Source organism: Bacillus sp. B1-WWTP-T-0.5-Post-4 (assembly GCF_009183795.1).
Lineage (GTDB): Bacteria > Bacillota > Bacilli > Bacillales > Bacillaceae_G > Bacillus_A > Bacillus_A cereus.
In genome coordinates this window covers 218,751-243,375 of sequence record NZ_WEIJ01000004.1, presented here as the reverse complement: position 1 = coordinate 243,375, position 24,625 = coordinate 218,751, and the positions used below count along the sequence as shown (strand labels likewise).

The window sequence follows — 24,625 nt, the reverse complement described above, 5'->3', positions numbered from 1 at the left end:
GAGATATGATAAAAACATATCTCCTTTTTTCCCTTGAATATGAGCAATATCTCATATTCAAGGGAAAAAAGATCTTTATAGGAGAGAGGGAGGATGAAACAAATGATAGATTTACATTGTCACATTTTACCTGGTATCGATGATGGTGCACAGACAGTAACCGATAGTTTAGCAATGGCACAACAAGCCGTGTCAGAAGGAATACATACCATTGTCGCAACGCCGCACCATCAAAATGGCAAATATGTAAATGAACGTACCTCAATTATTCATCACGTAAAACAACTAAATGATGAACTACAACAACATAATATTCCACTTACTATTTTACCGGGGCAAGAGGTCAGGTTATATGGTGATTTATTAGAAGACTATGAGGCTGGTAAAATCGTTACTTTAAATGAAACAAATAAATACATATTCATTGAATTTCCATCGAATCATGTACCTCGTTATACCGAACAATTATTATACGAATTACGTGTAAAGGGAATGATTCCAATTATCGTTCATCCAGAACGTAATGCCGAGTTAATCGAGCGGCCAGATAAGTTATATAACCTTGTTAATAAAGGTGCATTAACACAAGTGACAGCAGGTAGTTTGCTTGGGAAATTTGGTAAAAAGATTAAAAAATTCTCACTACAGCTTGTGGAACATAATTTAACACATATGATCGCATCAGATGCGCATAACACGACATCGAGAGGATTTCATTTAGCGGAAAGCTATGAACTAATTGAGAAAGAATTTGGAATGAGTGTTATGAGTGATTTGAAAGAAAATCCGTACTTATTAATTAGCGGGAAGGCAATTTACAAAGAAGATCCAGAACAAATTCGTCGTAAAAAATTGTTTGGTATTTTTTAAATAAAGAACTGGTGATGTCTCCTAACCGTTATCAATGGGGGCACTCGGTCGTGCTGTGGGTAGAAATTTTTATTTCGCACCTACCTTAGACGCTTGTCGTCGGGAGTATGACGTGAGGATGGGTTAGATGCCCATAATTTATTTATGATAGAAACTCTACTTATGGAGTTGTAAAGACGACCCTATAAGTAGGGTTTTTGTTATTGCTACATACAAATATAATAATTTATTTTTGGGGGTACTAGATTTGAAAAAAGTAAGAAAAGCAATTATTCCAGCTGCTGGACTGGGGACAAGGTTTTTACCAGCAACGAAAGCAATGCCGAAAGAAATGTTACCTATCGTCGATAAACCAACAATTCAATACATAATAGAAGAAGCGATAGAATCAGGAATTGAAGATATTATTATTGTTACTGGAAAAGGAAAACGCGCGATTGAAGATCATTTTGATCATTCATTCGAATTAGAACAAAACCTTTTAGAAAAAGGAAAGTATGAAATGCTTGAAAAGGTACAAGCTTCTTCAAGAATTAACATTCATTACATAAGACAAAAGGAACCGAAAGGACTTGGACATGCGGTATGGTGCGCGCGTAAATTTATAGGAAACGAACCATTTGCAGTATTACTTGGTGATGATATTGTACAAGCAGAAACGCCATGTTTACGTCAATTAATGGATCAATATGAAGGTACACAATCATCGGTTATTGGTGTACAAACAGTGCCTGAAAATGAAACACATCGTTACGGTATTATCGATCCAGTTGAACAAAATGATCGTCGTTATCAAGTGCGTCAATTTGTGGAGAAACCAGTAGAAGGCACAGCTCCATCAAATTTAGCAATTATGGGACGTTACGTATTAACGCCAGAAATTTTTATGTTTCTTGAAAATCAACAAACGGGTGCAGGTGGGGAAATTCAATTAACAGATGCAATTCAACGATTAAATGAAATTCAACGTGTATTTGCTTATGACTTCGAAGGCACTCGTTACGATGTTGGGGAGAAATTTGGATTTATTAAGACGACGATTGAGATGGCACTTCAGAATGAAGAGATTAAAGAAGTTTTAATAGAATATATGAATGAGGTTGTACAGCAAAAAAAGATTAAAATATAGGTAGATCTATTGTAGTAGTAAGAAACGAAAATGAGAGTTTAAATGGAGGGTTTTATGGCAAGGGTCACTGTTTTGATGCCAGTATATAATGGAGAAAGCTATTTAGGTGAAGCTATAGAAAGTATTTTAAATCAAACATATAAGGATTTTGAGCTTTTAATAATTAATGATGGCTCGACAGATAAGTCACTAGAGATTATAAATTCATTTCAAGATTCTAGGATTAGATTAGTGAATAATGAAGTAAATTTAAAATTAATTCGTACTCTTAATAAAGGACTGGATTTGGCTACAGGAGAATATATCGCACGGATGGATAGTGATGATATTGCACATCCTCGAAGATTAGAATTACAAGTAAAAACAATGGACGAGGACAAGGAAATTGTAATTTGTGGAACCAGTTTAAGATTTATTGGTAAGAGGTTTTCTTTTCCATTTTTAGTAGAGGGTACGGAAAATATAAAAAACTATCTAGTTGTGAAAAACTGTTTAATACACCCTTCAGTTATGATAAGAAATTCGATATTCAAAAAAGAGAATATCCGTTATGATGAAGCGTTTATACATGCGGAAGACTATGAATTATTTCAGAGAGTTAGTAGCAGGTATAAGATTGTAAATCTAAAACAACCTTTATTATTTTATCGTTTATCTTCAACGGGGATTAGTAGAGTACATGAGGTTGAACAAAAAAAAATGGAAATATCAATCTCAATGAAAGCTCTACAGGGAATTGGAATTAATTTCAATAGAAATAAATATGATAAGACCTATCTTTCTAAAAAAGAAATAGTACAAGCAAAAGAAGAATTGGAAATGGCATATAATTCAAATAATATATCTGACGGACATGATGTGGCAAAAATCATTCAGCTATTATGGATAGATATTTGCAGAAAAGGTTCAAAACATGGGATATGGATGGCAAAAAATATTTTTAGTCTCCCTATATTGGATTTAAAAGATAAATTATTAAGAAGATTAGTAGCAAGGGTATTCTTTAAGTGTATCTTGAAGAAATAGTTAAATTAATTATGAGGGGATTAGAATTATTTAATTGAAAATATAAAAGGAGGAGTAAAAATAGTGCAGCCTCAGAGATATAATAGAGTCCAAGATGTAACATGGGAATTGAAAAAAGAGAGATTATATAATAGAGAGACTGGGACAATTTATGGATCTATAAAAAGATGCTTAGAAATTATTTTTTCATTATTACTTCTCATTTTAACTTCTCCACTAATTCTATGTATAGGAATACTAGTTAAAATGGAGTCACCTGGCCCTATTTTTTATAAGCAAGAGAGGATTGGAATGGGGAATAAACCTTTTATGATTTTAAAAATTAGATCCATGCGAAATGATGCAGAAAAAAAAGGACCACAATGGGCAAATCAAAATGATCCACGTGTGACTAAAATGGGTGCATTTATAAGAAAGACGAGAATTGATGAATTACCACAACTAATAAATGTTTTAAAGGGTGAAATGGCTATCATTGGACCTAGACCTGAAAGGAAAATATTTATTGACCAATTTGAAAAAGAAATTCCAGATTTTCAAATGAGAATTTTAGTTAAACCGGGTTTAACAGGTTGGGCACAAATTAATGGTGGGTATAATATTACGCCAAGAGAGAAATTTGAATTAGACATGTATTATATTGAAAATGAAAGCCTAAAATTAGATGTTTTAATATTTATTAAAACAATAAAGGTAGTATTTACGGGAAACGGAGCAAGGTAACGCTTGATGACAGATATCTCCACTTTGGCCGTGGAATATGGAGAATAAAAAGTGTTTTTCTAGTTAGTTAAAAAGCCAGTATATACACACTATACAGTAATAATTTAGGGATATTAATATTATAGAATCATTCCAATTAAAAGCAATAGTATAATAATTAATGTATTAAGGTATATTGTGAATTTGGTTGTTCAATTGAATTGGCATAATCTCATATTAAGGATAATGGTTAAGTTTGGATTCATAGATTTTTTAGCGTTTTTATTCTAAATAATATCTTTATACAAATTGAAGGTTATGGAACTATTAAATGAATATAAGTTAATTCGGAATAGTTTTTTCGTGAGAATAACTGTTTATTTAATGCAAGGGTTTGTTGTAGAATTTTTGAGTTCAAGGTATTTTTGGATGTTTTTAGGATTATATAATTGTTTAACTAATATAAAGTATGAGAGTAACAAATGAATATAAATAGTCTATGGATTTAATTAGATTGGAGGAGTTTTTTTTTGTTTGAGAAGTTTGATAGTTTTACTTTCTTTCCAGCCCAACATTGGTCTCATGCTTGGGAGAGACAACATGAACTTGTTTATAGATTTGCAAGATCTATAGATAGAGAAATTAATATATTTCCCCCTTTAGGTTTAATTAATTATAATGTCTTTTCAGCAGAATTCATTAAAAAGGTATGTAATAAATTAAAAAAACAGAAATCTATTAATAATTCACAAAAAACAGCGGAGAATATGAATTTTATTAATAGTTATTATATTCATCGTTTTGATAAGTTATCTACAAGAATCAATTATTCAATCCTTAATTCGAAGGCGAAATTGGGCGAGAAAAATTTTTTTTGGGCCACTTATATTAATCCAACTAATTATTTGTTTTTTCAACAATCTAGTTTTAAAGTAATAGATTTAGCGGAGCGTAGGCAAGCTAATCCGAAATTGAGTAACCAAATGAAAGAGTTGGAAAAAAAAGCCGTTTCGGAGGCTGATATAGTGTTTGTTGATAATTTAGCAACCTTTGAAGATTATAAACATTTAAATTCAAATATAAAATATGTCCCCCAGGGATATGATGCTACAAAAATTTTATTTGAAAAAGAACAAGATAGAGAATTAGTTGGATATGTAGGCCATTTACATCCACATATTGATTATGAGTATTTATTTCGATTAATAGAAATGAATCCAATGCTCACGTTTCTTATAGTTGGTGGTGTACTAGATAAAACTGCATTGCAATTAAAAAAATATAAAAATGTTATTATGACTGGTCAAGTATCTAAAGATGACTTACAACAATATTTGGAGAAAATGAAATATGGATTAATTCCTTATAAAGTGAATGAATTTACTAAGGGTGTTTTTCCTACTAAGTTATTTGAATATTTGGGAGCAGGTGTACCAGTGATTTCAACACCAATTCCAGAAGTTTTAAATTATCAAAACAATAATTATGTTTTTATTGAAGAAGAAGCAAAAGAAATAAATTATTCGGTTTGCTTAGATGGAATAGAAGATTTTTTAATTGATAATACATGGGATAGTAGGTTCAATCAATATTTAAGGTATATAGGAGAGGAGCTAAGATGAAAGTACTTTATTTTGTTTCAACTCTAGAGAGATGCGGTCCAGTAAATGTTATTTATAATATTATTAATAATATGGATAGGGAAAATTTTGAGCCAATAATATTAACCTTTTCGGAAGAAAAGGTTAATTCTCGTAAGGAAGAATTTGAAGCGTTAGATGTAAAAGTTTTTACATTGGATATAGATGGAATGATGGGGGCATTTACTAAAAAAAAATATATCAGAAGTGTTTTAGCTGAATTGGATCCAGATGTAATTCATTCTCATGGAATAAGAGCAGATATCTTTTCAGCAGTATACCTATCAAATTATTATACTGTATCTACTATACATAATTATCCATATGAAGATTATGTATTAGCATATAAGAAAATACTAGGGACAGTAATGGCAATTACTAATTCGTGGTCATTTAAGAAAATAAAAGAACCAATTGCATGTTCATATTCAGTAAGTAAAAAGATTAAAGAAAAGACTAAAAAAGAGTACGAAGTTATCCAAAATGGTATTGATACCAATGTTTTTAATTACACAACAACTGAAGAAAAAATGAAAAAACGAAATATGTTAGGTATATCACAAGAGAAAAAAGTTTTTTTATATTTAGGGGCACTAATTCCTAGAAAAAATCCATTAATGGTCATCGATGCATTTAAAAGTATTAATAAAAATGAGGATAATGTGTTGTTGATAGTTGGTGATGGTAATTTGTATGAAGAGTGTAAGGAATATATAAATGGGGATAATAATATCAAACTAGTTGGTAAAGTTAATAATCCAATAGATTACTATAAGGCTTCTGATTTCTATGTAGCTAGCTCGTATTCAGAGGGTTTACCAATGGCTGTTATGGAGGCATTATCAACAGGATTACCAGTAATATTATCAGATATTGACTCACATCGTGAAGTGTTGTCTGTAGATAAAACTGCTGGTTTTTTATTCTCGACAGGGGACTATAAAGATTTAGCGAGAAAAATGCAAGATACTATAACTAAGAACTATACTGATATGTCACTTGCGGCAAGTAATATCATAATTAATTACTTGTCAGCGGAAATTATGACAGAGAAATATCAGAGGATATATCAAAAAAATACTAATTACAACAATAAGAAAGGAGAGTGAGTATGCAATATTCAGTATTAATGTCTGTATATCAAAAAGAGGTACCTGAATATTTAGCTATTTGTTTAGAGAGTTTAATAAATCAAACTATTGTGCCTGATGAAATTGTAATAGTAAAAGATGGGAAATTAACTAGGGAGTTAGATAATATAATTTTAAAATATCAAGAATTAAAGCCTAATCTATTTAAAATAGTAGAATTGGAAGTAAATCAAGGATTGGGTAAGGCGTTAGGGATTGGATTGAATTCTTGTAGCCACGAAATAGTCGCAAGAATGGATAGTGATGATATATGTGTTCCTACCAGGTTCGAAAAACAATTGAATTTTTTATGTGAAAACCCAGATATATCTATAGTAGGAACATGGATAAGTGAATTTGAGAAAGATGCTAAAGAAATCGTTTCAGTTAGGAAGGTCCCAACTTCGCATGAAGAAATTTTTAAGGCAGCTAAAAAAAGAAATCCACTTAACCATATGTCAGTTATGTTTCGTAAAGAAGCGGTTATTAATTCAGGAGGATATCGACACTTTTTATGGAATGAAGACTATTATTTATGGGTAAGGATGTTGAAATCGGGATATCGATTTGCAAATATAGAAGAATCTCTAGTGTTAGTTCGAGCAGGTGTGTCTTTATTTGAACGAAGAGGTGGAATTCAATATTTAATAAAAGAATTAGAACTACAAAAAGAATTTGTGGAAATGCAATTTATTACTAGGTCTGAATTTGTTGTAAATTTATTTATTAGATCAATTTTTAGGATTTTACCTAATCGCATTAGAGGGATGATGTATAAGTATCTTCTGCGAGAGAAAGAAGTGAATTTGTAGGTTATGTCAATGGTTACTAGGTTATTGATTTAAATGGTGATAATAAGTGTAATACCTTTTTTATTTGGATAAATTATAACGATATATGAAGGACCAAATGTAATAATTTAGAGGCTTTATGCCAATAAAATCTGTGAAAGTATTAATAAAGAATAAGGAGTATATTTTTATATGACAGAAAGTAATTTGCATCCTATGGAAAGATTAAAAAGAGAATTAGAGCAGATTTTAACTGCTATTCCAAGGAAATCAAGAATTATATATATGGAGTACCCTGTTTATAATAATGTTGGCGATTTATTAATTATGAAGGGAACAGAGAAGTTTTTTAAAGATAATGAGATTGAGGTAGTGGCAAGATACAGTTTTATGAATTTTAGAAAAAAAGTGAAATTACCTCAAGATTGTATAATTGTTTGTCAAGGTGGAGGTAATTTTGGTGATTTATATAGGGGGCCTCAACAATTAAGAGAGTACTTAGTTGGAAATTATCCAGATAATAGGATAGTTATTTTACCCCAAACAATCTATTATAAGTCCAAGGAAAATTTAAAAGAAACAGCTGCGATCTTTAATAAGCACAAAGATGTGCATTTATTTGTAAGGGATGAAAAATCTTATGAGATAATCAAAAATGAATTTAATGTAAATGCATATCTATCTCCAGATATGGCTCATCAATTATGGCCTATTCATGTGGAAGAAGTGGCTAAAAAAGAAGTGTTACATTTTATTCGTACGGATGATGAGATAAACTTAAAATTAGAGGGAACAGGGAGTCCTGAAGGTGATATTTTAGATTGGCCTGTTTTATTATCAAAATTGGACCATAAGACAGTGAACATGTTTCAATTTATAAGCAAGATCGATAGAGTAATGTTTAATATATTACCTATTCATAAATTATGGGAACTTTATAGCGATTATTTAGTAAATAAATCTATTAAAGTATTTGGGGAGTATCAGTGTATAAGCACATCTAGGTTACACGGACATATTTTGTCTTGTTTAATGAATAAAGAAAATGTGGTAATTGATAATTCTTACGGGAAGAATTCTACTTATTATGATCGATGGACAAAAATCTGTGACAATGTAACGTTGAAAAAGTAGATCATTAAAACATAGATGAAAATATGAAAGAAGGGGAAATATATTAATTCCAAGTTCAAAGATTTGTTAAAGAATATAATAGTTTTTGCCTTTGGTTCCTTTGGTACTAAAATTATAGCCTTTCTTTTAATACCGCTATACACACACACTTTGACAAAAGGAGAATTTGGTTATATAGAGCTTATTAATGTACTTGTATTTATTTTGGTACCGATTATTAGTTTTCAATTGTCTGATGCAAGTTATAGATTTTTGTTAGATGCCTCGGACGATAAAGAGCGGGGAAAAATAATATCGTCTACTATAATAGTTATTTTATTTTCAACTATTATATTTGGAATAGTATCATATTTTATAAGTCAGTCTTCTGTTAATGATGATATTTTACAAGATAGGTCAATATTGGTATTTTGGGTTTGTATTAGTGCTATGTTTATTGGTGTTTTTAAACAAATCGCGCGAGGGATTGAGAAATCTATGGCCTTTGCAGCCACAGATATTTTACAAACTACTCTCCTTGCTAGTGGGGCAATTTATTTACTGCATACAAAGGGAATGGGGGTAGATGGATATTTTTATTCCCTTATTTTTTCTAACGTTTTCAGTATATGTATATTAGTGACCTGGATTAAAATATGGCGTTATGTGCGATTAAGCCTTTATAGTAGTGTATATGCTAAGGAAATGCTGAAGTATGGGGCCCCATTAGTTCCAAATGTTTTAGCATGGTGGTTTATAAATGCTTCTGATAGATTTATTTTGGTTGAATATACAAATTTTGATACGGTAGGATTATATGCTTTAGCTTTTAAATATGCAAGTATATTAATGATATTTTCAAGCATATTTACTTTGGCATGGCAAACCACTGCTAATCAATTATATAAATCAAGTGAAAATAAAGCTATTTTTTCCAAGGTATTCAAGGTGTATTATGTGTTTTTCGTGGCAGTTTCAATTTTTATGTTACTAGTACAAAAGCCTATAGTTAAAGTTATTGCTACTCCGGATTACTTTGGATCATGGGTATATATACCATTTTTGTTAGGCGCTAATTTTTTTGTTGTTATGGCAGGGTTTTATTCAGTAACACATCTATTAGCTAAAAGGACTGCCAGTATATTTTATAGTACCCTAGTGGTTGGGCTGTTAAATATAATATTAAATATTGCTTTTGTACCGAAATTTGGTGCTGTGGCATCAGCAGTCGGTACTTGTATATCTTGTTTTGCAATGTGGATTATTAGGATTATTGACACTAGGAAGTATATTGATGTAGTAATAGATAAGATACATTTATCAAAAAATCTAGTTCTATTTGCAATAGCAGGGGTAATTCAGTATCTAAATATGGATATTATGGTATACATCATGATATCATGTATGATAGTTATTATGATGTTGTTAACAAATTATAGCCTTTTAAAGGAATGTGTCTCTATAGTTAAGGAATTGATTTTAAAGTTAAAGGCACGACTTGGTTGAAGGTTAAAATATATTAAAGGTGAACCAGATTTTAGAAAGAAGGTATGATAATGAAAAAGAAGGTTACCTTATGGATTCTTGGAATTATGGGGGCAGTCATTATAGGTGGTGGAATTTACGCTTATACTATATATTCTTCTGTTTCAAAAACATTAGATGAAGTTCATAAACCATTAAAGCGTGATGAAGGTAATAAACAAGAAGAAAAAATTAATAAATCCCAACCAGTATCTATCTTATTATTAGGAGCTGATGAGCGTGGTGAGGATAAAGGCCGTTCAGATTCCCTAATGGTTATTACTTTAAATCCTAAAAATAATTCAATGAAAACAGTAAGTATCCCTCGTGACACATATACAGAAATCGTTGGAAAAGGAAAAAGTGATAAAATCAACCATGCGTATGCATTTGGTGGAGTAGATATGTCTGTCGCAACTGTAGAAAAGTTCTTAAATGTACCTATTAATTACTACATTGAAGTAAATATGGAAGGATTTAAGGATATTGTCGATGCAGTAGGCGGTGTGGATGTTAATAATGATTTAGAGTTTTCTCTAGAAGGAAAGCACTTCCAAAAGGGGACTATCCACTTAACTGGTGACCAAGCTCTGGCGTATACACGTATGCGTAAAGAAGACCCACGCGGTGACTTCGGACGTCAAATGCGTCAACGTCAAGTTATGCAAGCTGTAATTAAAAAGGGCGCAAGCTTCTCCTCTTTAACAAGTTATGGGGATGTACTTACAGCAATTCAAAAGAACGTGAAAACAAACTTAACACAAGATCAAATGTTTGATATGCAAAAGAACTATAAAGATTGTTTGCAGAACAGTGAGGATATCCAAATCTCAGGAGACGGACACAAAGCTGCCGACGGTATTTGGTATTACTATGTTCCGGATGCAGCAAAACAAGATTTAACGAATAAGTTAAGAGCGCATCTTGAAGTGACTAAGTAATATGTAATAACCCAACTCCTTTGGAAGGAGTTGGGTTTATTTTTGCATGGATTTATATTAGTATTATATATTGTGAGATTAATAGATGAGGTGAATCGATGAATAAGAAAGCGGTACTTGTCCTTGTTATTTTTGTATTGTTTGTTGCTTCGGTTGTGAGTGGTAAACTGTACTGGAATAAGAAGATTGCGAATGCAACAGGACAAACGAGTGAAGTAACGAAAACAAAGGCTGAAGTGAAAGATAGCGGAGCGAAGAAAGAAGAGAAAAAGGAAGAGAAAAAACAAGATGCGAAGTCATCTTTTAATGAAGCATACGCGAAGAACTTGCCAGATGCAGTGAAAGAGAAGTTAAAGAAAGCTGCTGAGGATAAAAAGGCAGTAAATCTTGTTATTGTTGGTGATGAAGCTTCTTCATCTGAAAAAGGTGCTTGGGCAGCTAAGTTAACGTCTAATTTAGAAACTGCTTACGGTAAAGGTTTATGGAATGTGACTGTAAAGGAATATAAGGGTGAAAGCACAGAAGAGTTAATCGCGAATAAGCGTGATAAAGAGATTGCGAAAGAGAATCCAGATGTAATTTTATTTGAGCCACCATTTATTACTGATAACGGTAAAACTGGTAATGGGAACTCTGTTGCGAGTACACAGAAGTTTGTTCAAGCACTTTCTACTAGTGCGAAGGGCGCCACGATTATGATTCAACCATCAAATCCAGTTTATGGTGCGAAGAATTATCCGAAAGCGATTGAGGCATTAAAGCAATTTGCGACGCAAAATGGTTATACATATGTGGATCATTGGGGTGCTTGGCCCGATGCAACAACAAAGGCTATTTTACCTTACTTAAAAGAAGAGTTTGGTTTCCCGAGTGATAAAGGGCATGAAGTTTGGGCGCAATATGTAACGGATTATTTTATCGCTAAATAAAATCTGTGAGGAGGAAATCATTTGTTTTATAAAAGATAAATGATTTTCTTTTTTATTAATATTTAATAGTACTGGAGGTATATTTATGGCAATACTTGTAACGGGTGGAGCAGGATATATTGGTAGTCATACATGCATAGAATTACTGAACAATGATTATGAAATTATTGTAGTAGATAATCTTTCAAATAGCTCAATAGAGTCTATCGATCGAGTGAAAGAGTTAACAGGAAAACAATTTAAGTTTTATAAAGAGGATCTTGTGAATTACGAGGTACTGAATAAAATTTTTGAGGAAAATAAAATTGAAGCTGTCATTCACTTTGCAGGTTTAAAAGCTGTAGGAGAATCGGTAGCAAAGCCATTAATGTACTATAATAATAATATTATTAGCACATTAGTATTATGTGAAGTTATGCAAAAGCGTAATGTGAAGAAGATGATTTTTAGTTCATCTGCAACAGTATATGGTATTCCAGAAACATCACCAATTACGGAAGAATTTCCATTAAGTGCAACAAATCCATATGGTCAAACGAAATTAATGATTGAACAAATTATGCGTGATGTGGCATTTGCGGATACAGCATGGAGTATCGCGTTACTTCGCTACTTCAACCCATTTGGTGCACATGAAAGTGGACGCATTGGAGAGGATCCAAATGGAATTCCAAATAACTTAATGCCATATGTAACGCAAGTGGCAGTAGGTAAGCTAAAAGAATTAAGTGTATTTGGAAATGACTACCCAACGAAAGATGGAACAGGCGTCCGTGATTACATTCATGTTGTAGACTTAGCAAAAGGTCACGTAAAAGCACTAGAGAAAGTACTGAATACAACAGGAGTAGATGCTTATAACCTGGGCACAGGTATGGGCTATAGTGTACTAGAGATGGTTGAAGCGTTTGAAAAAGTTTCGGGCAAAAAAGTTCCTTATAAAATTACAGAACGTCGCCCAGGTGATGTGGCAGTATGTTTTGCTGATGCATCGAAAGCAAAGCGTGAATTAGGCTGGGAGGCAACACGCGGATTAGAAGAGATGTGTGCAGATTCTTGGAAATGGCAATCAAATAATAAAAATGGCTATATGGATAGTGAAGCATAAAGAGTTTTGAGCTAAATGATTATGGTTTAATCTACTAGAGTTAATGATTCTTAATTTACAAGACTAGATGTATAGAAAGTAGGGGCAAAATGAATTCAATCTTAATCTGTGGCGGAGCTGGCTACATCGGTTCTCACGCTGTAAAAAAATTAGTAGACGAAGGTTTATCTGTAGTAGTAGTAGATAACTTACAAACTGGTCATGAAGATGCAATTACGGAAGGCGCGAAGTTTTATAATGGCGACCTTCGTGATAAATCATTTTTAAGGGATGTTTTTAAACAAGAAAATATTGAGGCGGTTATGCACTTTGCAGCTGATTCTTTAGTTGGAGTTAGTATGGAGAAGCCCCTTCAATATTATAATAATAATGTGTATGGTGCCCTTTGCTTGTTAGAAGTGATGGATGAGTTTAAGGTAGATAAGTTCATTTTCTCTTCTACTGCGGCAACGTACGGTGAGGTAGATGTTGATCTTATTACTGAGGAAACGATGACGAATCCAACGAATACGTATGGAGAGACGAAGTTAGCAATCGAGAAGATGCTTCATTGGTATAGCCAAGCTTCAAATTTACGTTATAAAATCTTTAGATACTTTAACGTGGCTGGTGCAACTCCAAATGGTATTATTGGGGAAGATCACCGTCCAGAAACACATTTAATTCCTCTTGTGCTGCAAGTGGCTTTAGGTCAACGTGAGAAGATTATGATGTTTGGTGATGATTATAATACACCAGATGGTACTTGTATCCGTGATTATATTCATGTTGAAGATTTAGTAGCGGCTCATTTCCTAGGGCTTAAAGATCTACAAGGTGGCGGAGAGAGCGATTTTTATAACTTAGGAAATGGTAATGGTTTCAGTGTAAAAGAAATCGTTGATGCAGTTCGTGAAGTTACAAATCATGAGGTTCCAGCTGAAGTAGCACCTCGCCGTGCAGGCGACCCAGCGCGTTTAGTTGCTTCTTCTCAAAAAGCGAAAGAGAGGTTAGGATGGGATCCTAAGTATGTAAATGTGAAAACAATTATTGAGCATGCTTGGAATTGGCATCAAAAGCAACCGAATGGATATGCTAAATAAATATAATAAGTGAAAGAGAGGGTATCGTCGACAAAATATGTTCGACAATACCCTCTCTTTTTTTGTACGATTTTTGCTATACTAAACTGTACTATAATACATGATGGAAGGAGGAGAATAATGAAAATACTTGTGGTTGATGATGAATCGAGTATTCGTAATTTGATTCGGATGCAGTTGGAGATGGAAGGTTATGAAGTATTGGCAGCGGCTGATGGGAGAGAAGCTTTAGAGAGATGGAATGAAGGGCCGGATGTATTGATTTTGGATGTTATGCTTCCGGATACGGATGGGTATGAGTTGCTTCGTTTGTTCCGTGAGAGGGATAGGGATATTCCGGTGCTTATGTTAACGGCAAAGAGTCAGATGAATGATAAGTTGCTTGGCTTGCAGCTTGGTGCTGATGATTATGTGACGAAGCCGTTTAATTATGCGGAGCTTATTCTTCGGGTTAAGAATATGGCGCGGCGTGTAAAGAAGACGGAGGCGGCTGTAAGTCATGAAGTAATTGAGGCTGGAGAGATAGTGATTTGTCCTAAGGAAAGAAAGGTACATGTGAGTGGACAGGAGATTCAGTTAACGTACCGAGAGTTTAATTTATGTCAGTTGTTTGTTTCAAATCCGCAGCGTGTGTTTATGAGGGATGAGTTGCTTGAGAAAGTATGGGGGTTTGAGTATATCGGAAATACGAGAGCAGTTGATATTATGGTGCAGAGACTTCGCAAGAAGCTTGGGACGAGCGGAGAATATATTAAGACAATTTATGGCGTTGGCTATAAACTGGATTGTTAAGTGGTGATGGTATGTCTTTAAAGCGAAATATGGTGTTCGGAATAGTTGGGCTGTTAATTCCGATTTTTGTTCTTTTATATGCAGTTGTTTATATTACGTTAGAAAAGAATATGTATCATAACGCAGCAGATTCTTTAGAAAAGTTAAGTGTAGAAGCACAAATTTATACGATGAATTATTTAGAGAAGGAAGCAGAAGTGGATACGCTTGGTCCGAATTCACTTTTAATTGCGTCGTATTTAGCAAAGCGTATGGATGTCCGTGTGCAGATGATCGGGAAGAATGGCGATGTTGTTGCAGATACACAAAAAGGAGCATTGCTTCACCGTAACATCGACATTGAGAGTTCCTTGAAGGGAAAGAAGTCTTATGTTTTTGAGGAGGCGGATCCAGCTCCTATTCTTTTGTTTTCAAGCCCAGTATATTATGGAAACGATGTCATTGGAAGTATTCGTTTTATAAATGAGTTAACGGGTGAGAAGGAAGTTTTAACAAATGTGAGTTGGACGTTCTTAATGACATCTCTTTGCCTAGTAGCTACCGGTATTTTCTTTGCGATTCGTTTGGCGAAGTCTCTTCATAAACCAATTGATCAGTTGAGACAAATGGCACAGAGGCTCGCGAATGGTGATTATAAGAGTAAGATTGAGTTAAATGAGTACGTAGAAATCGCTCAGCTTTCAGCATCTTTTAACGCGATGGCCGATGGAATTGAACTGCATATTAAGCAATTGCAGGAGGAGAAGGAGAAGCAGAAAGATTTCCTAGATCGCATTACGCATGAGTTAAAAACCCCGCTAACGGCAATTATCGGTTATGTTGATTTAATTCCGAAGTTACATTCGAAAGAAGATGTACAAGAAAGTCTTCGTTATGTGGCTGTGGAAAGTGAGCGTTTATTATCACTTGTAGAGGAATTGCTTAAGTCCTCGAAATATGGAACGAGTACGTTTGAAGTGTCTCCTACAGTTGTGAATATAAAGGAATTGGCAGAGGAAGCAGTTTCAATTGTGAAGCCTCGTCTAAATCAATTTGAAATTGAAGTGATAAATGAGTTAACAGATGTACATGTTGTTGCGGATTTTGATAAGACGAAGCAAATTTTCTTAAATGTGCTTGATAATGCAATTAAGTATAGTGATGCTTCGCACATTCGTATGAATGTAATTGTAAATGAGCATGAAGCGAAGGTTTTTGTTCATGATGATGGGATCGGTATAGATGAAGTGGTGCTTGCAGAGTGGAATGAGTCTCCGAAAGGAAAGGCACTTCCTTCTAGTTACGGGAATGGTTATGGTTTGTATATTTGTCAGGAGATTATGAGTAAGCAGGGCGGAGGCATGCGGATTGAGAGTAGTGAAGAAATAGGTACTACAATATTCATTACATTTTTGCTTCCGAGAAGGATGGAAGACATAAAAAACTTGAAAGCGGTTAAATGATACATTTATGAAACAATTATGCGGTATTTTCGAAACAACGTTTTTTTATCTTGGAGGTAGGCAGAAATGAAAAGGCTATCATTTCAAATTCTTATGTTTGTCATTTGTATGATTGTTTCTCTTGTTTTGTTTTATGTTATGGAGAAGCAAATCTATAATCGAATCAACATTGTAAATGATAAACAAGCCGTTTTACAAAGGGTGAATGAATCTCTTCCAATTGAAGTGAAAGTAAGACATGAAAAGTGGGGAGAAATTGTTGTAACGGATGAAGTTCGTTTGCATACGATTGTTTCATTCTTTGACCGAATTCGAATAGAGCCTGAGGGCGTTAAGAGCCAAGAACAAGTATTTACTGGAGAAGTAACGTACTTGAATGGACATAAGCGTACTTTTGCAGTAGGTGACTTGTTCCAGTATGGGGAAAATGTATACGGAAAGAATGGCATGGATCCGATGATTTCAGCACTTCAAACGTATTTATTAAGCCTGTATTACACGCCAGAGCGTATTAGTGATTTCTTTGCTTCAGCAAAGGATGTCGTAGTACGTCAAGGTGATGTGGTACGTACTATCAATCTTACGCACATACTTGATTCTATTCGGTACGCAAAGCAAATTACAGATTACGGAGAAATTCAGAAGTTATTACAATCGCAGAATGAACCGATTGCTTATATTACAGCTTATAAAACAGGTAAGCGTGTAAAGAATGATCGTGAAGATATTCTTACGATTTCTGTGTATCCATCGTACTTTGTTGTGCAATATCTCGGTGATAATAACGGAAATGTCATGTATATGAAAAGCTCTCTAGCAGAGTTATTCGTAAAGGAGAATGCGTCATGAGAAAGATAGCCTTTTTCTTCTTTTTGCTAGTAATTGGAGGAGCGATGTCTAGTTGCTCTCGAGATACAACCTCTATTAAATATAGTAAAAATGGTCTCCCTATTTTGGATGATCGTCATATTGTTGCGTATGTAGCGGCTCGTGAGGAAGTTGGTGAAGCGTTACTTTCATCATTTTGTAAGCCGCGCGGATGTACGTATGAATTTATTCGTCTTTCAACAGAAGAACTTCTTCGTAGAGTGGAAGAAGAAGCTGGAAATCCGAAGGCGGATATTATTATTGGCGGTACAGTAGATGCGCATCAAATGATGAAGCAAAAAAATCTTTCTATTCCTGTGATAAGCCAACATGCAAATCGTATTTCAAAAACTGTTAAAGATAAAGATGGTTATTGGTACGGTTATGAAGTGGAGAAGCTGGCAATTGCGATTAATAAAGAGCGGTGGAACGAGGAAATAGCGCCGCTCGGTCTCTCGTATCCGTTAAGATGGAAAGATTTATTGAATCCAGTATATAAGGGAAAGATTGTCATGCCCGATCCAAATGTTTCAGGTACAGCATATACGTTTTTCCAGTCACTTATTGATACGTTAGGTGAAGAGGAAGCGAAGGAATATGTGAAGAGTCTGGCAGAACAAGTTGGAGAAGTAACAGTGAATGGTTACATTCCAGCAGAACTTGTTGCGAGCGGTGAATATATGATAGGCATCAACTTTATGGGAGATCAGAGAATGCTTCAAAAACAAGGCTTTCCGATTTTAAGTAACGAACCTGAGCAAACAGGGTTATCTGTTAATGCGATTTCGAAACTAAAACGTGCACCGATTGGTATTATCGCGGATTTATTTATTGATTATTGTTTATCAGAAGAAGCGGGGCATATTTTAGAAAAAGTGTCGTTTGGCGTACCAACGATGTTTGCGAAGAATGAGAAAGAAATAGAAGGACAGCCGGTTAGAAGGACGAACCAAAATATATCAAATAGTGGAATAATCGAGATATGGAATAGACAGCGTCTCTCTCTGAAGTGAGAAAAGGAGACGAAAATATATGTTTAAATGGCTTAAGCCAGCACCTGCAATTGAAAGATTGCCAGCGGATATGATTGATCGTGTATATCGATTACTACGTATTCGTGTGTTAATCGGGATTTCAGTTGGATATGCTGCTTATTATTTAGTTCGTAGTAACTTTAATTTATCTACTACGTATTTAGTAGACGAGTTCGGATTTAGCACTACACAAATCGGATTATTAGGTGCAGTAATGGCTGTTGTTTACGGACTTAGTAAATTCTTTATGGGTAATTTATCGGATAAGGCATTTGCTCAACGATTTATTGCAGTAGGTTTATTTTTATCTGGGCTTGTTAATATTTGTTTCGGTTATGCATCTTCCTTTGGGATGATCTTAACATTACTTGTTCTAAACGGTATTGTACAAGGTATGGGAGCACCACCTTGTAGTATTGTTATGACGAAATGGTTTTCAAAGAAAGAACGTGGGACGAAAACAGGTCTTTGGAATATTTCACATAACGTTGGTGGATTACTTGTTCCACCATTCATTGGAATTGGTGTAGGTATCTTCGGTGAAAGTCATTGGCAAGGTGGCGTATTTATTTTCCCAGCGATTATCGCAATGGTAATTGCCGTTCTTGTTTGGATTAATGCGAAAGATACGCCAGAATCTGAAGGTCTTCCGCCAATTGATGAGTATCGTAATGACTATGAAAATCTTGAAAAAGCAGATAATGCTAATAAGATGTCACCAAAAGAAATTTTAATGAAGTATGTAGTGAAAAATAAATTTGTTTGGTTCTTATGTATTGCAAATGCATTTGTTTATTTAATTCGTTTCGGTGTTATTAACTGGGTACCGATTTACTTAACAACAGTTAAAGGTTTTACGAAAACAGAAGCACATGCAGCATATTCAATATTTGAAGCAGCAGCGATTCCAAGTTCTTTAATTGTCGGTTTTTTAAGTGATAAATTATTCAAAGGAAAACGTATGCCATTATGTGTTATGAGTATGGCTGGAGTTGTTGTTGGTACGATTGTATATTGGCAAGCAACTAGTATACTTGTTGTAAGTATTGCAGTTTCTGTAATTGGCTGTTTAATTTATGTGCCACAGTTCTTAATCGGTTTAAGTGCAATGGAATTAGTACCGAAGTTTGCAGTAGGTACAACAGTTGGTATGTGTGGTCTGTTCGGTTATGTTGGAGGTAGTTTCGTAGCTAACGCAGCAATTGGTATTATTGTTGATCGTTCTGGCTGGGATGGTTGCTTCATGTTACTGTTAGCAGGCGGTATTTTATCAACAATATTCTTACTGATTGTTCAAATGGGACATGAGAGAAAATCTTCTAAAGTAGTATAATATTTTATTTGAAAAAGCTATCCAATTGTTATATTGGATAGCTTTTATATTTTTATTTAGAAAAAACAAACAGTATGTAAAATTGGAGTTTAATGTGTAAAAGGTTTTTGTTACTTAATATAATTTTTTTAGATTTAATAAACCAATCACGTACATAGTTAGACCGAAAAATCCACCGCCACAGATGAAAATTACAACCTTAAATAAAGAAATAGAGATTTCTTCTGAACCTACATAGGGAAGGATATAATTCATAAAAACAAACATTTGAAAGCCCCAAAGCACACCTGCTTTTAAGCCAGCTTTTCTTAATTTTTTCTTGTGTTGTAAATATTCTTCTTTTGTTGCACATTCAGTATCACTTAAACCTTTTTTCTTGAATTTAAAGACTAAATAATTAGCATAAATCATATTAGATAGAAAAATGAATATTGTTCCTATAGATATTGTGTGGTTCATAGTATCAACAAGTAACATAATAAGCATTACCAACATATTTAGCCACCATAAACCAATTCCAGCTACAGATAATTCTTTATTGATTTCTTGTTTTTGATATTCATCTCTCTCACTCAGTGTTCCAACAAAACTATTATAAACTCTTTCTTTCCATTCAATTTTCATCATTTAATCTCCCTCCCAAAATAGACTGTTTAAATCTGTTTTTAGTGCTTTTGCTAATTCGATACATAAGGCTAAAGAAGGGTTATATTTATTATTTTCAATTAAATTTATTGTCTGTCTCGCCACGTTAACTTTTTTAGCTAACTCTAGCTGCGATAGCCCTTCAGATTTTCGATATTGTTTAACGTTATTCAAATATAACCCTCCCATTTATGGTTGTAGACCTCGTGTACCAAAATGTCATATATATTTGACATTTTATAATTGAATAAATGAAATGTCAAATATATATGACAAAAATGATAGTAGTACAATTAGGAAAATGATTTTAATAATTTATCTTGGTAAGAAGTTTATTAATAAAAGATGGCTTACATTCATATAAAAAGTACTTGAAAATTCAATTTAAATTATCCTTTTTCCTTTCCTTAAATCTATCTTAAAAGATATAATGTCATATTTCTAATCATTGGAATTTTTGTTACAATATAATTGGATGTGTAAAACTTTGTAAAAATAATGTAATAATATGTAATATATTTTCAGAAAGTTTTATACAATTTTATATTAAACTATTAAGTTGTAAAAAGGAGAGAGACTATGTTACCAAATACGGTTCGTACTCCAAACAAGAAGAAGAAATGGATTATTATTGGGGTTATTGCACTAATTGTTATTGTAGCGGCAATTAATATTTTTGTTATGCAAGGTAAGAAGAAGGGTGCATCAACAAATGCTGATGCTGTAAGTTTTGAGAAAGTGACAGAGCGTAAGCTGAATAATACGAAGTTAATTTCTGGTCAGGTGAAGCCTGGTAATATTGAAAGCTTCTATGCAGATCCGGCCAAAGGGAAAGTGAAAGATATTGAGGTAAAAGAAGGGCAAGAGGTAGAGAAAGGCACGAAGTTATTCTCTTATGATAATGAAGAGATTAACCTTCAAATGAAGCAAGCTGAGCTTGATCAGAAGATGGCGGATATGCGTTATGATCAAGGGAAAAAGAAGATTGATTCGTTGAAGAAAGAAATTAAGAAGGCGAAAGATAACGGAGCTGGGAAAGAAGTAACAGATCCGATGGACGAGCAAGTAAACGAGTTAGAGATAGGACAAAAAACAATTGACCTTGAGAAAGAAAAAGGAAAGTTGCAGAAAGAAGAGTTAAGTAAGAAGCAGAAAGAACTTACGATTTATAGCAATTTTGCTGGTGTTGTTCAAAAGTTAGATAAAGATGCGGCACAAAGTTCATCTCAAGCGTTAGGTGGTCAAGGAAAAGCGTTTTTACAAGTAGCTTCTAAAGATCCATTCCAAGTTCAAGGTACGTTAACTGAGCTTCAAAAGTCACAAATCCAAAAGGATCAAACATTCACTGTAACTGCAAAAGCAAATAATAAGAAGAAGTGGACAGGTAAGATTACAGAGGTAAGTGAGTTCCCAACAAGTGCAGAGATGGCGCAAGCTGGCGGCATGGGTGAAGCAACTCAAAATATGTCTCAGTATACATATAAAGCTAGCCTTGATAGTCAAGATGGTTTATCTCCAGGTTATCACGTTTCTCTGCAAGTAAACTTAGAGAATAAGACGATGATTGCTGTTCCAAGTAAAAGCATTGTAGAAAAAGGCGATGATGCATTTGTTTATGTTGAGGAAAAAGGAAAGCTTCGTAAACAAAATGTGAAAAAAGGTTCTACTGATGGAGACTGGACAGAGATTACTGAAGGCGTAACAGTGGGGCAAAAGGTGGTTAAAAATCCTTCCGACGATGTGTATGACGGAATGGAAGTGAAAGAGAAATGATTACGTTAAACCATATTGCTAAAACGTATTATCAAGGAAAATTGGCAGTGCCGATTTTGCATGGTATTAGTTTAACAATTCAGAGCGGTGAGTTCGTTTCGATTATGGGACCGTCTGGTTCTGGTAAATCAACGCTTATGAATATTATCGGTTGTTTAGATCGTCCAACAGAAGGCGAATATATGCTGAACGATGTGAATATCTTAACAGCAGACGAGTCAAAGCTTGCTTTAATTCGTAATGAATATATTGGCTTTGTATTCCAGCACTTTAATTTGCTTCCGCGTCTTTCGGCAGTGGAAAATGTTGAGCTTCCGCTCGTATATGGTGGCGTGAAGAAAGCGGAGCGTCGCAAGCGTGCTTTGGAGGCACTAGGTAAAGTTGGATTGGCAGATCGCGTGCATCATTTACCAAATGAGTTATCAGGTGGACAGAAGCAGCGTGTAGCGATTGCAAGAGCGATTGCGAATAATCCAACGTTCATTATGGCCGATGAACCGACTGGTGCACTTGATACGAAGTCTGGTGAGCAAGTTATGGATATTTTCACGAAGCTTAATGCAGAAGGTACGACGATTGTTATGGTTACGCATGAAGAGGAAGTAGCAGCTTATTCTTCCCGCCGCATTGTACTGCGAGACGGGAAAGTTACAGAAGATAGAAGGTGTGCGGTATGAGTTTACTAGATAGTATAAAAATTGCCCTTTCTTCTATTTTAGCTCATAAACTGCGTTCAGCTCTTACGATGCTCGGTATTATTATCGGGGTAGGTTCGATTATTACTGTCGTTGCAATTGGGCAAGGCGGAGAAGCGATGCTGAAGTCGAAAATCGCTGGTTCTGGTAATAATCTTATGCCAATTCAATTTAAACCGGATATTAATGATGAGTTCAGTATGGGTGGGCATCAAGTACCGAAATTAACAGAAGAAGATATTATGGAAGTAAAGCAAGTTAAAGATGTTTCCCATGTTATTACGACGAATAATACGATGGAAACAATGGACATTAATGATAAAAAATCAATGATTAATGTTATTGGACTTGATAGTGAGTATTTTGAAGTAAATAAAGTGAAAGTGGTTAAAGGCCGTTCATTAAATGAATCTGATATTTCACAAGGAAATAACGTTGTTATGATTAGTACGAAATCAGAAGAGACGTTATTTAAAGATGAAAATCCAGTAGGGAAAATTATTGAAATGAAAGGACAACCGATGCAAATTATTGGTGTCTATAAATCAGATAATGAGTTTATGGGATTCGAGGCTGAGGAAATGTTAATTCCTCTTACTTTATGGCCCGTCTTATACGGAACAGATGAAATTCAAAGTATCGCCATTCAATCTAAAAACGTAGATAATTTAGAAACGGCAGGGAAAAAAGCTGTTGATGTATTAAATGGTCGTAAACCAAGTGATATTCCAGGTAAATATGAATTGGTGAATTTAAAAGAATTCCAAGAAGGTGTTTCTAAAGTTACTAATATTATGACGATGATCATCGGTGGTATTGCTGGTATTTCACTAGTTGTTGGTGGTATTGGTGTTATGAATATTATGCTCGTATCTGTAACGGAGCGTACACGCGAAATAGGGATACGTAAAGCACTCGGAGCAACACGTAGTAAAATTTTATTACAGTTTTTAATTGAAGCTGTTATGTTAACACTTCTAGGTGGTTTAATCGGAATTGGTCTTGGGTATGGCGGAGCATATATCGTTTCTACATTCGCAAAATGGCCACCACTTGTTTCATGGGAAGTTGTCGTTGGAGGCGTACTGTTCTCAATGACACTCGGTATTATTTTTGGATTAATTCCAGCAAATAAAGCTGCGAAATTAGATCCAATTGAAGCATTGCGTTATGAGTAATTAATAATGTAGTAGAACTACACATTACCGTTCTAGTGGGCGGTTCGTAGCCTCTATATGAGGAAGTGAACCGCCCGTTAGAACGGGTTATATAAATAGAAGGAGGCGTTATAATGGAAGCAAATATTAATACGCAAGATGTAGGTGCGAAGAAGCCATCATTATTTGGAATGATTACTTCTCCAGGTGAGCAGTTTGAGAGAATGAAGACGAAAAGTCCGGTTTGGGGAGTATTTTTCTTATTTGTTATATTAGGAACGATTATAGCAACAGCAGTGTCTTACTTAACATTAATTAGTACTCCAGAATTGGCAAAAGAATTAAATGGTGAAGCAGGGGCAATGGTAAAAGGATTTACCCTTGGTGGAGGCGCACTTGTTGGTCTATTAGGAACACCTATAGGTCTCTTTATTGCGGCAGGTTTTTATAAAATTATTATGATGTTTATGAGCAATGATACACCGTACATGAAAATATTATCGATTTACTTATATGCTAATCTCGTTTATTATATCGGCGGATTGTTAAATGCAGGATTAGGCTTTATTTTTGATGGAAATGGCACTGATGTTTATACAAGTTTAGCTCCTTTATTTGAACAAGGGACAGTAGCACATGGAATTGCCTCTTCAATTGAAATTTTTAATATTTGGAGCCTCATTCTAACAGGACTAGGCTTACACATTGTAGCTGGTTTAAGTAAGAAACAAGCTACGATTTTAATTGTAATCTTCTTTATCCTAACAATTGGATTAGGCGTTGTAAGAGGGTTAGCTGGCATTGGTGCATGATATATTTGTTAAGAAAGGTGGCTCTCCCATAATCTGTACTCTTTGTAAAGGACATTAAAAAAAGTTATGTGCCATAAAGAAGATAATTTC

24 protein-coding genes are annotated in these 24,625 nt (G+C 34.2%); 22 read left to right on the top strand and 2 right to left on the bottom strand.

Annotation, left to right across the window (positions count from 1 at the left end):
- Positions 1-102: 102 nt before the first annotated feature.
- The 18 genes from GBN91_RS15445 to pgtP all read left to right on the top strand — a co-directional run bounded on the left by GBN91_RS15445 (position 103) and on the right by pgtP (position 19,453).
- Positions 103-870, top strand: a complete 768-nt coding sequence (locus GBN91_RS15445) for a tyrosine-protein phosphatase (protein WP_152121723.1) — start codon at positions 103-105, stop codon at positions 868-870.
- Between the two features lie 247 nt (positions 871-1,117).
- Entirely contained in the window at positions 1,118-1,999 is an 882-nt protein-coding gene (gene bpsC / locus GBN91_RS15440) for a UTP--glucose-1-phosphate uridylyltransferase BpsC (protein WP_152121721.1), read from the top strand.
- A gap of 54 nt (positions 2,000-2,053) precedes the next feature.
- The gene (locus GBN91_RS15435) at positions 2,054-3,025 is read left to right on the top strand and encodes a glycosyltransferase family 2 protein (RefSeq protein ID WP_152121719.1); all 972 of its coding nucleotides are present in this window, start codon (positions 2,054-2,056) and stop codon (positions 3,023-3,025) included.
- Positions 3,026-3,085: 60 nt separating this feature from the next.
- Positions 3,086-3,748, top strand: coding sequence for an exopolysaccharide biosynthesis polyprenyl glycosylphosphotransferase (locus tag GBN91_RS15430; RefSeq protein ID WP_152121717.1), 663 nt, complete (start codon positions 3,086-3,088; stop codon positions 3,746-3,748).
- 509 nt (positions 3,749-4,257) lie between these two features.
- Entirely contained in the window at positions 4,258-5,349 is a 1,092-nt protein-coding gene (locus GBN91_RS15420) for a glycosyltransferase (protein WP_152121715.1), read from the top strand.
- Positions 5,346-6,476 carry a glycosyltransferase family 4 protein gene (locus tag GBN91_RS15415; protein WP_152121713.1) on the top strand — a complete coding sequence of 377 codons (1,131 nt, stop codon included), beginning with the start codon at positions 5,346-5,348 and terminating at the stop codon, positions 6,474-6,476. Before GBN91_RS15420 ends, GBN91_RS15415 begins: the two co-directional genes overlap by 4 nt.
- A gap of 2 nt (positions 6,477-6,478) precedes the next feature.
- Positions 6,479-7,309: a glycosyltransferase family 2 protein gene (locus GBN91_RS15410; RefSeq protein WP_152121711.1), complete on the top strand. Its 831-nt coding sequence runs from the start codon at positions 6,479-6,481 to the stop codon at positions 7,307-7,309.
- A gap of 171 nt (positions 7,310-7,480) precedes the next feature.
- Entirely contained in the window at positions 7,481-8,422 is a 942-nt protein-coding gene (locus GBN91_RS15405; RefSeq protein ID WP_152121709.1) for a polysaccharide pyruvyl transferase family protein, read from the top strand.
- Between the two features lie 63 nt (positions 8,423-8,485).
- On the top strand, positions 8,486-9,907 hold the full coding sequence (locus GBN91_RS15400; RefSeq protein WP_152121708.1) for a lipopolysaccharide biosynthesis protein: 1,422 nt from the start codon (positions 8,486-8,488) through the stop codon (positions 9,905-9,907).
- Positions 9,908-9,957: 50 nt separating this feature from the next.
- On the top strand, positions 9,958-10,866 hold the full coding sequence (gene tagU, locus GBN91_RS15395) for a polyisoprenyl-teichoic acid--peptidoglycan teichoic acid transferase TagU (RefSeq protein ID WP_152121706.1): 909 nt from the start codon (positions 9,958-9,960) through the stop codon (positions 10,864-10,866).
- 98 nt (positions 10,867-10,964) lie between these two features.
- Positions 10,965-11,795 carry an SGNH/GDSL hydrolase family protein gene (locus GBN91_RS15390; RefSeq protein ID WP_152121704.1) on the top strand — a complete coding sequence of 277 codons (831 nt, stop codon included), beginning with the start codon at positions 10,965-10,967 and terminating at the stop codon, positions 11,793-11,795.
- Between the two features lie 85 nt (positions 11,796-11,880).
- The gene (gene galE / locus GBN91_RS15385) at positions 11,881-12,903 is read left to right on the top strand and encodes a UDP-glucose 4-epimerase GalE (RefSeq protein WP_152121702.1); all 1,023 of its coding nucleotides are present in this window, start codon (positions 11,881-11,883) and stop codon (positions 12,901-12,903) included.
- 89 nt (positions 12,904-12,992) lie between these two features.
- A complete protein-coding gene (galE, locus tag GBN91_RS15380; protein WP_152121700.1) occupies positions 12,993-13,985 on the top strand; it encodes a UDP-glucose 4-epimerase GalE in 993 nt (330 codons plus the stop codon).
- A 120-nt stretch (positions 13,986-14,105) separates the two neighbouring features.
- Positions 14,106-14,777, top strand: a complete 672-nt coding sequence (locus tag GBN91_RS15375) for a response regulator transcription factor (protein WP_000699553.1) — start codon at positions 14,106-14,108, stop codon at positions 14,775-14,777.
- 11 nt (positions 14,778-14,788) lie between these two features.
- The gene (locus GBN91_RS15370; RefSeq protein ID WP_049108198.1) at positions 14,789-16,219 is read left to right on the top strand and encodes a HAMP domain-containing sensor histidine kinase; all 1,431 of its coding nucleotides are present in this window, start codon (positions 14,789-14,791) and stop codon (positions 16,217-16,219) included.
- 66 nt (positions 16,220-16,285) lie between these two features.
- Positions 16,286-17,068 carry a DUF3919 family protein gene (locus GBN91_RS15365; RefSeq protein WP_006925814.1) on the top strand — a complete coding sequence of 261 codons (783 nt, stop codon included), beginning with the start codon at positions 16,286-16,288 and terminating at the stop codon, positions 17,066-17,068.
- Positions 17,065-18,099, top strand: a complete 1,035-nt coding sequence (locus GBN91_RS15360) for an ABC transporter substrate-binding protein (RefSeq protein WP_152121698.1) — start codon at positions 17,065-17,067, stop codon at positions 18,097-18,099. Before GBN91_RS15365 ends, GBN91_RS15360 begins: the two co-directional genes overlap by 4 nt.
- Before the next feature lie 19 nt (positions 18,100-18,118).
- Complete coding sequence (gene pgtP, locus GBN91_RS15355; protein WP_025709692.1) at positions 18,119-19,453, top strand: MFS transporter; 1,335 nt, start codon at positions 18,119-18,121, stop codon at positions 19,451-19,453.
- A gap of 114 nt (positions 19,454-19,567) precedes the next feature.
- Here the strand turns inward: pgtP and GBN91_RS15350 are convergent, their stop codons facing one another.
- Together GBN91_RS15350 and GBN91_RS15345 are read right to left on the bottom strand one after the other, a co-directional pair.
- Positions 19,568-20,080 (bottom strand): DUF3278 domain-containing protein, encoded by a 513-nt coding sequence (locus GBN91_RS15350; RefSeq protein ID WP_069603967.1) that lies wholly within the window; start codon positions 20,078-20,080, stop codon positions 19,568-19,570.
- Complete coding sequence (locus tag GBN91_RS15345) at positions 20,081-20,272, bottom strand: helix-turn-helix transcriptional regulator (protein WP_001067016.1); 192 nt, start codon at positions 20,270-20,272, stop codon at positions 20,081-20,083. It lies immediately after the preceding gene.
- 405 nt (positions 20,273-20,677) lie between these two features.
- Between GBN91_RS15345 and GBN91_RS15340 the strand changes: the two genes are divergently transcribed.
- From GBN91_RS15340 to yknW, 4 genes are all read left to right on the top strand, one after another.
- Positions 20,678-21,871, top strand: a complete 1,194-nt coding sequence (locus tag GBN91_RS15340) for an efflux RND transporter periplasmic adaptor subunit (RefSeq protein ID WP_152121696.1) — start codon at positions 20,678-20,680, stop codon at positions 21,869-21,871.
- Positions 21,868-22,548, top strand: a complete 681-nt coding sequence (locus GBN91_RS15335; RefSeq protein ID WP_000631603.1) for an ABC transporter ATP-binding protein — start codon at positions 21,868-21,870, stop codon at positions 22,546-22,548. The genes GBN91_RS15340 and GBN91_RS15335 overlap by 4 nt, the downstream gene beginning before the upstream one ends.
- Complete coding sequence (locus GBN91_RS15330) at positions 22,545-23,744, top strand: ABC transporter permease (protein ID WP_152121695.1); 1,200 nt, start codon at positions 22,545-22,547, stop codon at positions 23,742-23,744. The genes GBN91_RS15335 and GBN91_RS15330 overlap by 4 nt, the downstream gene beginning before the upstream one ends.
- A 113-nt stretch (positions 23,745-23,857) precedes the next feature.
- Entirely contained in the window at positions 23,858-24,535 is a 678-nt protein-coding gene (yknW, locus tag GBN91_RS15325) for a YknW family membrane protein (RefSeq protein ID WP_152121693.1), read from the top strand.
- The last annotated feature ends 90 nt before the right edge of the window (positions 24,536-24,625 follow it).